Here is a 10,918-nt window from a genome sequence, read left to right on the forward strand (position 1 = left end):
TCATCTTGAAGCAATCGATATTTGAAACCGCATTCCCAGACACGCAATCGTCTCCACCCACGGATGTTTGGTTCTCGGCCCCCCCCCCCCCCCCCGGAAACCAACCTTCGATGAGGGTATCATATACATTGTTGCAACTAAAGCAATCAGTACTCCATTGACTTGATGCATTTCGCAACTTCGTACAACGCAATTTAAAAGCGTGACTGAGAAAGAGTTGAGGCAAAGCAAGCAGGAAGCACCATAGCGCGTAAAAGTCATTCGATAATAGGAAAATAATCCTTGACAGCGTCACGCTGCTTTGATAGGGTTATGCCATGATCCGGAAATTGCGGCTGATAGGGCTGCAGGCGGCCTCTTGAGGGCGGATCCTTACCGGAAATTCCTGCTGAAAATCTGCTCCGCATCCGCGTGATGCCGATCCATTCGATCCTTTTGTGAAGGACGCGATGATGAGACCCTGTCTGGCTGACCTTCTGGCCGCGGATGAGGCGGCCTTGCCGTTCGATCCGCTCGATTTCGACCCCGCCTTGCTCTATGAGCCGCCACCCGGGCTGAAGGTGCGGCGTGGCCTTGCCGACATTGTGGCACCCGAAACCAAGGCGGCGCAGGCGAAGGAGCCGAGCCCGGCCGAGGAACTGATCTCGCTTCTGGGCGAGATGCGGGCGGAAATGCGGGCCCAGTTTGCGAGCTTCAAGGAGATAAGGCTTGCTGCCGAACAGGTGCTGGCCGCCGGCGACGAGGCCGAGACCAAACTCGCCAAGGCCGATCTCAAGGCCGCCAATGACGGGCTGACGCAGCTCGTGCGCATGTTCGAAAAGATCGACAGTCTGCAGAGGAGCCTGGTGCGCGATGTTGAAGAGGCTGGCGAACGTCTGGTCGACAACCGCAGCATCGACGAACTGGTCGCTTCCCTTCAGTCCCGCATCGAGGCCCGTCTTGCCGAGCGTCAGGCCGCTTCTGCCGGCGCTGCAGACTGGTCCGCGCGGGCCGGAGACGGCACCGTTGCCGCCGCAGCGCCAACATAGGCAGCGGGAAAAGACTTTGGCCGCGAAGGCCGCCCGCAAGGCGGCAAGGGCGCTTTCGCCGGAAGTGGAAAATCTCACGGCGATGATCGGAAACTTGCATGCAGCGCATGCCACCTTGCCGCTGCCGCAACCGACGGCGAGCGTGAAGCCGAAAACTGCACCGATTGCGGCGGGGACACCGCTGACCGGGGCCGAACAGGCAGCGCTTGCCGATCTGTTCGGACCGGTTCCGGACCTGCCGGCCGAGCGCTGGCGGCTGCTGCTTCAGGCGCTGGAGGAGGACTGGCGGCTGTGCGGCCGCTTCGACCAGCAGGCGCCACGCGGCGACTGGCGGACCTGGCTTCTGATGGGCGGTCGCGGTTCCGGCAAGACACGCGCCGGCGCCGAATGGGTGGCGGGGCTGGCGAGCGCGCGGCCGGTGCGGATCGCGCTCGTGGCCGAAACGCTCGCCGAGGCGCGCGAGGTGATGATCGACGGCATCTCTGGCATTCTCAGGGTGAGCCGCCGCAACCGGCCGGAATTCGAAATCAGCCGCCGGCGGCTGGTCTGGCCGAACGGTTCGATTGCCCAGGTCTTTTCGGCCGAAGATCCCGAAAGCCTGCGCGGGCCGCAATTCGACTATGCCTGGTGCGACGAGATCGCCAAATGGCCGCGCGCGACGGAGACCTGGGACATGCTGCAATTCGGCCTGCGGCTGGGTTCATCGCCGCGCCAGCTGGTGACGACGACGCCACGAGCCACCGCGATCCTCAAGCGCCTGATCGCCGATCCGGAGACGGTGACGACGAGGCTTTCGACCCGCGCCAATGCGGCCAACCTGGCGCCCGGTTTCATTGCCGCGATCGAGGCGCGCTATGGCGGCACCCGGCTCGGTCGCCAGGAACTCGATGGCGAGCTTCTGGCCGACCGCGAGGATGCTTTCTGGACCCGCGACCAGCTCGATGCGCTCAGGCTCCGCGCACCGGTGCCGCTCAACCGCATCGTGGTGGCAGTCGATCCGCCGTCCAATGCCTCGGCCGCCGGTTCCTGCTGCGGCATCGTGGTGGCCGGCACCGATGGCACGGGCCGCGCCGTGGTGCTGGCCGACTGTTCGCTCGAACGGGCAAGCCCGGCGGACTGGGCGCAGGCGGTGGCGCGCGCCTACAGCCGCTTCCAGGCCGACCGGGTGGTGGCCGAAATCAACCAGGGTGGCGATATGGTGACAGCGCTTCTGCGCTCGGCCGAACTCAACCTGCCGATCGCCACCGTGCGCGCCACACGTGGCAAGGTGGCGCGCGCCGAACCGGTGGCCGCGCTTTACGAACAGGGCCGCGTGGCGCATGCGGCGGGGCTGATGAAGCTCGAGGACCAGATGTGCGATTTCGGCCCCGACGGCACGTCAAACGGCACCTCGCCGGACCGGCTCGACGCGCTGGTCTGGGCGCTCAGCTTCCTCATGCTGGGCGGACAGGGCGAGCCGCGCGTGCGGGGCATGTGAGAGTGGTTGCAATAGAGGGGAGAGCCATTCTAGATTGACGGCGTGTTGATGCATTAATCTCTTGTTCAGCGAGGCGTGTTAACATAAATGTCAACAATGGACATGCTGGTTCAGCAGAAGGTGCTGCTTCGCTTCGAGTGCAGGATGGCGCGTCATGAATTTGCCGAACGAACCATTGTTGTCAGCCCTGGTTTCCAGGAATGGGTAAAAGCCGAGTTGAACCTCATGACTGCAATCGATCCTGCGGAGGTCTCGCCAAGTGAGCAGGTCTACATTCTGTTCAAGCGCTTCGTGCTGGGAAAGAGCATGAGAACCGGTCGACTTTTCCACCGGATGAAACCGCTGGATGGAAACCATGACATCTACGAACTGAAAACGCCGGATATCCGCATATTCGGTTGGTTTTACCGCAAGGACTTTTTTGTCGCCGCTTTTGGCGCAAACATCGAGCAGCTCAAGGGAACGGGAATGTACGGCACTTACAGGGATCTCGCGGTTGCGTTCCGAGACAATCTGCCACTCAACGAACCCAAAGCGCTTTATGGTGCGGGAGAGAATGATGTCGTTTCAGTTTGATCTCGATCCCAAGGACGAAGCCGCGGCTGAATTTATCGGTGCAATTGGGCATAGGTTGCAGGAGCTTCTTGTCGAGCGAAAGGCTTTGGACAATCTGACGCAACAGGAGATCGCAAACCGGCTTGGTGTCGATCGGGCACGAGTGAACAAATGCTTTTCGGGCTATAACAACCTGACGCTGCGAAGTCTGGCGGAGCTTGTCTGGGCGCTCGATGCCGAAATCAAAGTCGAGATGCACCTTGCCGAAGAGCCGCGGGGAGCGAATTATTCACTCAAGTCCGCGCCGGAAACAACGCGTAGCCATCAGGCGAGGACGCAAATTCTAAGCTCAACGCAGTCGGCAGGATCGACGACGTCTTCATCGCTACTGCCATTCGCCCGGCTTGAGGTCATCACCCCATGACGCCCATTCGCGCCGAAGCCATATTTTGTGACGATATCCGCTGGGAGGCGAATGGCAAGCAGATCCTGATCGGTGTCTATCCGAACGATCTGGTTCCGGCACAGATCCCGATACAGATCCCGATATCGCTTTGGATCCGGATCCATGGTCTGGATGACACTCGGAAACACTTCGTTGCCGAGGTTCGGGACGGCGGCCAGGAGCCGTTGATTGCGGTCAATGTCGAGATCGACAAGGTACCGGATTCGGAAGCCGTTGTGATCGCGCTGCCGCAGCTGCCTTTGGAAATCCGATCACCGCAGCCAATCGTAGTTTCGCTTCTCTTCGAGGGCTTGCCACCGATAGAGGCCGGTCGGCTCAAGATCACACCGAAGTGGGAAACCGGCAAACACTGATCGCTTCACCGCCAGAACGGGCGGTACCCGTTGCTTGCGGTTTCAGCCGTAGTGACACGGTCTGAACCCATCCTGCCTCCAAGCCTGTCGCAAGATACGGTCGCCGCTTCCGGCGCCGGATGTCGCAACGACGTTCAGTATCTATTCCAACAACCAACCCAATCGGGTGGGCAGGTCATGAACCTGCGCCGCCCCGGAGCCGTTTGATGAACAGACAGATCTTCTACGCCCGGATCCGCGAGACGGTGGCGGGCGGGCGGCTTCTGGCCGCCCAGGTGACCGGTATCGAGGCGATCCTCGACCAGTGGGATGCGGTAGAGCCGAAGGGCGATCTCCGGCAGCTCGCCTATATGCTGGCGACCGCCTGGCATGAGACGGCAGCGACGATGCAGCCGGTGCGCGAGACGCTCGCCCGCTCCGACGATGCGGCGATCGCCATTCTGCGCAAGGCCTATCGCGCCGGCAAGCTGCCCCATGTGAAGAAACCCTACTGGGAGCGGGATCGCGACGGCAAGAGCTGGCTCGGCCGCGGGCTGGTACAGCTGACCCACAAGCGCAACTATCTCCGGCTCGGCCGTGCGATCGGTCTCGATCTGATCGCCGAGCCTGCGCTGGCGATGGATCGCGCGGTGGCGGTCAAGATCCTCTTTGCCGGCATGGCAGAGGGGCTCTTCACCGGCCGCAAGCTTTCCGACCATTTCAACGCGGTGCGGAGCGACTGGACGGGTGCCCGCCGCATCATCACCGGGCCGGAAAGCATGGAACGGGTGGCCGACCTCGGCCGCGCCTTTCACGAGGCGCTGGTTGCTGCGACGGCGACCTGAACCACAGGCTCTCACGTTGCCGCGATCCGTTGACCGTGTTAGTCCGCCGCAAACTTCGCCTGAAAGGAGGCGCCGTGATCCGCCATATCGTGTTTTTCTCCGCCCGCGACCGCAAGGATCTCGAGACGATCCGCCAGGGCCTGTCGCTGCTCACCGAAATCCCGCATGCGCTGAGGCTGGAGATCGGAGAGAATGTGAAGACCGACCAGCTCGGCACTGATGTCGATCTGATCGTTTATGGTGAGTTTGCCGACGAAGCTGCCCTTGCCGCCTACAAGGCGCATGCCAATTACCAGCGCTCGATCGCGATCGTGCGACCCCTCCGCGAGATCCGCATGGCAGCCGATTATCGCATCGAAGACGCGACCCGCGAGCCGATCCGCGCCTGACGGCGCTTCCATCCCCGAGGACCGACCATGAAACTGCCCTTTTCGCTGCCCCGGCGCAGGCCGGTGGCGGACCGACTTTCTGCGTTCGATCGCGCCGTGCCCGAAACCAAGGCCCATGGCTCGCTGTTCGGCTTCACGCTGACGAGCGGAGGCGCCTGGCCTGAGAAATCCTATGCCGGGCTCGCCCGTGAAGGCTATATGCGCAACGCCGTGGCGCACCGCGCCATCCGGCTGATCGTCGAGGCGGCGGCCTCGGTGCCCTTCATCGTGACGGTGGATGACGCCGAAGCGCCGGACCATGCGGTGGCGTCGCTGCTGGCCAACCCGAACCCGCGCCAGGGTGGGGCCGATCTGTTCGAGGCGCTCTATAGCCATCTGTTGATTGCCGGCAATGCCTATCTTCTGCCGGCGATGGCCGGGCGAAGGCCGATGGAGCTGCATCTTCTGAGGCCCGACCGCGTGCGCATCCGCGACAATGACGAGGGTTGGCCGGAAGCCTATGACTATACGAGTGGTGGGCGCGTGATGCGCTATGCGGCGGAGGGCGAGGGCGCGCTTCTGCATATGCGGCTCTTTCATCCGCTCGACGACCAGCTCGGCTATCCGCCGCTGGCCGCGGCCTCGGGCGCGCTCGATCTCTCCAATGCCGCCAATCTCTGGAACAAGGCGCTGATCGACAATTCGGCGCGTCCATCCGGTGCGCTCGTCTATCAGCCGAAGGAGGGCGGCAACCTCTCGCCCGACCAGTATGATCGGCTGAAAGCGGAACTCGCCGAGGGCTATTCGGGCCCGGCGCGCGCCGGCCGGCCGATGCTGCTCGAAGGCGGGCTTGACTGGAAGGCGATGGGCCTTTCGCCGCGCGAGATGGATTTCATGGAGGCCCGCAACGGGGCGGCACGCGACATTGCCCTGGCCCTCGGCGTGCCACCGATGTTGCTCGGCCTGCCGGGCGACAATACCTATGCCAATTATGCCGAGGCCAACCGCGCCTTCTGGCGGCTGACGGTGCTGCCGCTGATCGGCCGCACCGCCAATGCGCTCTCGGGTTGGTTCGCTGCCATGACGGGCGAGGGGCTGCGACTTGCCCACGATCTCGACCAGGTACCGGGCCTTTCGCTGGAGCGCGACGCGCTCTGGGCGCGGGTGGGCGCGGCAGGGTTCTTGACGGATGCGGAAAAGAGGGAGGCGGTGGGCTATGGTGGGTGAGGCGGTGCTGGCTTAACCTCTCCCCTTGCGGGAGAGGATACGAAGGCCATGGGAGGCGAAGCCGAGCATCTGGCCGGAGTTGGTGAGGGGTGTGTTTATCGTGGATTTACCCCTCACCAACTTCGGCTAAGGGTTCGCTCCGCTCACCCAGCCTGCGTATCCTCTCCCGCAAGGGGAGAGGTAGACCCGCGGCGATAGGCTGCGGCGCTGATCCGGCGACGAGGTAAAGCGATGTTATGTTGTGAAACGCGATGAGGGGCGGGTCTGAAGACCGGGGCCCCTCATCCAGCGGAACGCGCCTGATCGTCTCCTCCGGAGACGCGTTTTAACGCTCGGCCGAGGTCAGTAGCCGGCGCAAGCATTGTATATCACGAAACGCTAACGGAGGAAAGTCCCGGATACACCGGACCGGTCCTTGCGTGCTCGTCACATCACCGTCTTCTTGAACTTGCCCATCAGATAGGGACCGGAGAGGACCGGCTCGTACTTCGTGCTTTCGTCATCGTCGAGGCAGGAAGGCAGGGTCTCGATTTCGGCAAACCAGTCGGGCTGGTGGAAGAAGGCGAGCGACTGGCGGCGATCGAGCCCGCCCAGTTCCGGCGGCACATTGACGACGCGATGCAGCGTCGAGACCCAGCGATCATTGGTCCAGCGCGCCATGAGATCGCCGATATTGATGACGAAGGCGCCATCGACCGGCGGCACTTCCCGCCAGGCACCTTCGGGCGTCAGGATCTCGAGCCCGCGCGAGCCCGGCTGCGGCAGAAGAATGGTGAGGCTGCCGTAATCGGTATGGGCGCCGGCGCGCAACTGGCCTTCCGGCGGCGGTGCGGAAAGTTCCGGATAGTTGAGTGCCCGCAGTGCCGAGATCGGCTGGCCGATATAGCGACGGAAATAATCCTCCGGCAGGTCGAGCGCGACGGCAAAGACATCCATGATCCGGGCGGCAAGATCGGTGACGGCGGTGTAATAGGCCTCCCAGGCCGGGCGGAATGAAGAAGGCTCGGTCGGCCAGATCGTCTCGGCATAGCAGAAGCCGAGCGCTTCCGGATCGGTCATGCCGGGCGGGGCGGACAGGGGCCCGCCATTGAAGCTCTCCTTGAGATCGGGCGGGGAATCGACGCCACGCGACTTGGCGAGCGCTTCCGCACCCGGTCCGAGATAGCCGTAGGGATAGCCCGGATAGGGCGCGCGCACCTTGTCCTTTTCGGCCGCCGGCAGATCGAAGAAGGCGCGCGCAGCCGACCAGACATTGGCAATGACTTCGTCCGCAATGCCGTGGTTGACCACGGCCAGAAAGCCGGACGCGCGGCAGATGCGGTCCACCTCCCGCCCCATCTGCCGCTTTTTATCATCATCGGCGGACTGGAAGGCGGCAAGATCGATCACGGGAAAATCGGACATGGAAAACTCCTTGAAGAATGGGCCGAAAGGTAAGCCATTCCAAGGACATGTAAAGCGCAAATGAATCAATCTGCCAGCCGGGCGCCGATGATCCACTGAAAATCACGGATCGGAAATGAAAACCAAATCAGAGGTTTGCGGTCGATCGTGGAATCAGAATGCCAGCGCGTTGAATCAGAATGTTCCGTCTTTCGGGTGATTTGGGAAGGTTTGCCTCCAAGCGATTCAGAAGATTCACGCTTTGGCAAGGGTAGCACCTGCAGGCGCTTCTCCATGACACCCATACTAGCCGCAAGAGGTTAACAAGGACCGATTGGACCGGAAATGCCGGCCACTGGATGGAATGGCAAGCGCGTCGCTGGGCGTGCTGCCGGCGAAGAAGCGCAATCCCCCTCATCCGGCGCTCTCGCGCCACCTTCTCCCCGCTGGGGAGAAGAGGCCACCAGTCTCAGCTCTGTCTGACGGGCAGCCAGATCTCGAAGCCGCCATTGCCGGTCTGGCCATCGAACTCCGGTGGATAATATTCGATCAGCGGCGCTTCCGCGGCCTGGTAGCCGGAGTTCTGCAGCCAGTCCTGCCAGATCGACATGATTGTCGGGCGCATCAGCGTGATATGGCCCGGCTGGCGGAAGATCGCGTAGGTGGCTGCGGGGACCGTGGCGGTGTTGATCTCCTTCGGCTGCGCGGCAAAGCTCGTGACTTCGAGTGCCGCCATATATTCGCAGCCCCTCTCTTCGCTGAAGGAGAGCGAGGCGCCGAAGTAGCGCGGCGGCGAGACCCTATCGGCAATGAGGTCCTGGACCGCATCGAAGGCCGGCCAGAGCGCAGGGATGGTGGCAATCTCCTTCATCGGGAAGGTCTTGATTAGCCCCGCGAGACGCAGGGCGCTGCGCTGTTCGATCAAGGGGGCGGCGAGCGAAAGTTCGAGCGGTTTATCCATGGCGAGAGGCTCCGTGAGTTCGAGTTTTGCGGTGCTGCGCCCGTCGCGCACTGTCTCGGGCGTGATGCCGAAATGGTCGCGGAAGGCACGGGTAAAGGCTTCATGCGAACCATATCCCATATCGAGTGCGAGGTTCAGGATGTCAGGCACGCCAAGCGCGAGAATGCGCGCGGCCTCCGAAAGACGGCGGGCACGGGCGTAGCGCATCAACGAATGGCCGGTGACGAGCGTGAAGGCGCGCGTCAGGTAGGCTGGCGTCACGCCGATACGATCGGCGATCGCTTCGAGCGACATCAGCGTCCTGAGATTGCTTTCGACCTGCCAGATGGCGCTTTCGATGATGTTCATTGCCGTTCCTTCGTTCCGACAGGACGGTTCTACCGACCCGGACGATGCCTCGCTTGACCGTTCTTGCGGTCGGGTTCGTTTCGTTCAGTTCATAACACAGGAGATGGCATGAGCGCCGATGTTCTCAAGGTCGCATGCGAGCGGAAGAGCGCGCGCATGGAAATCAAGATGCTCGATGGGTCCGGCCGCTTTTCCGGCTATGCCAGCCTGTTCGGCGAGGTCGATCTCGGCCGCGACCGGGTGGAGCGCGGCGCCTTCCTGCGCTCGCTCGCCCGCCGCGGCGCGCCGGGCGTCCGCATGCTCTACCAGCATGATCCGTCCGAACCGATCGGGCGCTGGGAGGTGATCCGCGAGGATGGCCGCGGCCTCTATGTCGAAGGGGTGCTGTCGGAAGGCGTGGCGCGTTCGCGCGAGGTGCATCATCTGATGAAGGCCGGCGCGCTCGATGGTCTTTCGATCGGCTTCCGCACCGTCCGCGCACGGGCCGAACCCAAGAGCGGCATCCGGCTGATCCTCGAAGCCGATCTCTGGGAGATCTCGATCGTGACCTTTCCGATGCTGCCGGGCGCGCGGGTCGGCGAGGTGAAGCGAGCCGGCGACACCTTCAGGCTGGCCGGATTGCTCCGCCGCTCGGCGCGGCGGATCAGGGCAGGGCGGTAAACGATCCCTGCAGGCGCGCGCAACCAAACTTTCTTCGCCGGTCACCGGCAATCCCCAGGGGCCTTCGGGCCCCTTTTGTTGTCCTAACGAAAGCGAGTAGCGACATGGAACGACAGACTGACAATCATGCACCCGAAATCAAGGCGATGCCGGAGACGATCGCCGATGCCTTCGACGGCTTCATGGGGGCCTTCGAGGCCTTCCGCGAGGCCAATGACCGCCGGCTCGACGAGATCGAACGCAAGCTGAGCGCCGATGTGGTGACGACCGAAAAGGTCGACCGGATCAACCGTGCCATCGACGAACAGAAGAAGGCGCTCGACCAGATCCTCGTCCGCAAGGCCCGGCCGGCACTCGGAAACAACAGCAGCCAGACGGCCGACATGACCGAGCACAAGGCCGCTTTCGAGGCCTATATCCGCCGCGGTGACGAGACGGGTCTGCGTACGCTCGAGGAAAAGGCGTTCTCTACCGGGACGGCGAGCGATGGCGGCTACCTGGTGCCGAACGAGACCGACAGCGAGATCGGTCGCCGGCTTTCGGTGGTCTCGCCGATCCGGGCGCTCGCAACCGTGCGGCAGGTTTCCGGCCATGTGCTGAAGAAGCCGTTCGCGCTTGCCGGTCTTTCGACCGGCTGGGTTTCCGAAACCGGTGCCCGCACCGAAACGACGACGCCCTCTCTTGCCGAACTCTCCTTCGAGACGATGGAACTCTATGCGATGCCGGCGGCGACCCAGGGGCTGCTCGATGATGCTGCAGTCGATATCGAAAGCTGGATCGCTTCGGAAGTCGATATCGCCTTTGCCGAACAGGAGGGCACCGCCTTTGTTTCCGGCAACGGCACCAACAAGCCGAAGGGCTTTCTCGCCTATACCAATGTTGCCAATGCGAGCTGGAGCTGGGGTGACCTGAGCCCCTGAACTTCCTCCAAATTTTGGTAGAGTCCGTCATAACCAGGAGACGGACGAATGAAGCGTTCACGGTTCACGGAAGAACAGATCATCGGAATATTGAAGGAGCAGGAGGCCGGCGCGAAGACAGTCGATGTCTGCCGCAAGCACGGCATCTCGGATGCGACCTTCTACAAATACAAGGCGAAGTATGGCGGCATGGAGGTGTCCGATGCGCGCAAGCTTAAGGCGCTTGAGGACGAGAACGCCAAGCTGAAGAAGCTTTTGGCGGAAGCCATGTTGGACAATGCGATCCTGAAGGACGTCGCTGCAAAAAAATGGTGACGCCCGATGTGAAGCGGGATGCGGTGGCTCACG

At 62.6% G+C, this 10,918-nt stretch carries 12 protein-coding genes and 2 pseudogenes; 11 read left to right on the forward strand and 3 right to left on the reverse strand.

Going from position 1 to position 10,918, the window contains the following annotated elements; translation table 11 throughout:
• Positions 1–449 precede the first annotated feature (449 nt).
• From Q4481_RS24330 to Q4481_RS24365, 8 genes are all read left to right on the forward strand, one after another.
• Positions 450–1,028: a hypothetical protein gene (locus Q4481_RS24330; RefSeq protein WP_304379026.1), complete on the forward strand. Its 579-nt coding sequence runs from the start codon at positions 450–452 to the stop codon at positions 1,026–1,028.
• A gap of 82 nt (positions 1,029–1,110) precedes the next feature.
• On the forward strand, positions 1,111–2,505 hold the full coding sequence (locus Q4481_RS24335; RefSeq protein ID WP_377352589.1) for a DNA-packaging protein: 1,395 nt from the start codon (positions 1,111–1,113) through the stop codon (positions 2,503–2,505).
• A gap of 96 nt (positions 2,506–2,601) precedes the next feature.
• Entirely contained in the window at positions 2,602–3,081 is a 480-nt protein-coding gene (locus Q4481_RS24340) for a hypothetical protein (RefSeq protein WP_304379028.1), read from the forward strand.
• A complete protein-coding gene (locus Q4481_RS24345; protein WP_304379029.1) occupies positions 3,065–3,484 on the forward strand; it encodes a helix-turn-helix domain-containing protein in 420 nt (139 codons plus the stop codon). The genes Q4481_RS24340 and Q4481_RS24345 overlap by 17 nt, the downstream gene beginning before the upstream one ends.
• On the forward strand, positions 3,481–3,879 hold the full coding sequence (locus Q4481_RS24350; protein WP_304379030.1) for a hypothetical protein: 399 nt from the start codon (positions 3,481–3,483) through the stop codon (positions 3,877–3,879). The genes Q4481_RS24345 and Q4481_RS24350 overlap by 4 nt, the downstream gene beginning before the upstream one ends.
• A 206-nt stretch (positions 3,880–4,085) precedes the next feature.
• Entirely contained in the window at positions 4,086–4,703 is a 618-nt protein-coding gene (locus tag Q4481_RS24355; RefSeq protein ID WP_304379031.1) for a glycoside hydrolase family 19 protein, read from the forward strand.
• 74 nt (positions 4,704–4,777) lie between these two features.
• Positions 4,778–5,092, forward strand: coding sequence for a Dabb family protein (locus Q4481_RS24360; protein ID WP_304379032.1), 315 nt, complete (start codon positions 4,778–4,780; stop codon positions 5,090–5,092).
• Between the two features lie 27 nt (positions 5,093–5,119).
• Positions 5,120–6,298 (forward strand): phage portal protein, encoded by a 1,179-nt coding sequence (locus tag Q4481_RS24365; RefSeq protein ID WP_304379033.1) that lies wholly within the window; start codon positions 5,120–5,122, stop codon positions 6,296–6,298.
• 426 nt (positions 6,299–6,724) lie between these two features.
• On the opposite strand, the gene Q4481_RS24370 is transcribed toward Q4481_RS24365, so the two are convergent.
• The 3 genes from Q4481_RS24370 to Q4481_RS24380 form a co-directional block, all read right to left on the reverse strand.
• Positions 6,725–7,702, reverse strand: a complete 978-nt coding sequence (locus tag Q4481_RS24370; RefSeq protein WP_304379034.1) for an isopenicillin N synthase family dioxygenase — start codon at positions 7,700–7,702, stop codon at positions 6,725–6,727.
• Positions 7,703–7,767: 65 nt separating this feature from the next.
• Positions 7,768–7,977, reverse strand: a complete 210-nt coding sequence (locus Q4481_RS24375; RefSeq protein ID WP_304379035.1) for a hypothetical protein — start codon at positions 7,975–7,977, stop codon at positions 7,768–7,770.
• A 173-nt stretch (positions 7,978–8,150) separates the two neighbouring features.
• Positions 8,151–8,990 (reverse strand): AraC family transcriptional regulator, encoded by an 840-nt coding sequence (locus Q4481_RS24380; RefSeq protein ID WP_304379036.1) that lies wholly within the window; start codon positions 8,988–8,990, stop codon positions 8,151–8,153.
• A 108-nt stretch (positions 8,991–9,098) separates the two neighbouring features.
• On the opposite strand from Q4481_RS24380, the gene Q4481_RS24385 reads away from it, so the two are divergent.
• From Q4481_RS24385 to Q4481_RS24395, 3 genes and pseudogenes are all read left to right on the forward strand, one after another.
• Complete coding sequence (locus tag Q4481_RS24385) at positions 9,099–9,650, forward strand: HK97 family phage prohead protease (protein WP_304379037.1); 552 nt, start codon at positions 9,099–9,101, stop codon at positions 9,648–9,650.
• A 104-nt stretch (positions 9,651–9,754) separates the two neighbouring features.
• Positions 9,755–10,561: pseudogene (locus tag Q4481_RS24390) on the forward strand (phage major capsid protein); the annotation flags it as partial.
• 57 nt (positions 10,562–10,618) lie between these two features.
• Positions 10,619–10,918, forward strand: a pseudogene (locus Q4481_RS24395) (transposase); the annotation flags it as partial.

The organism is Fluviirhizobium alvei (assembly GCF_030551875.1).
Classification (GTDB): domain Bacteria; phylum Pseudomonadota; class Alphaproteobacteria; order Rhizobiales; family Rhizobiaceae; genus Rhizobium_E; species Rhizobium_E alvei.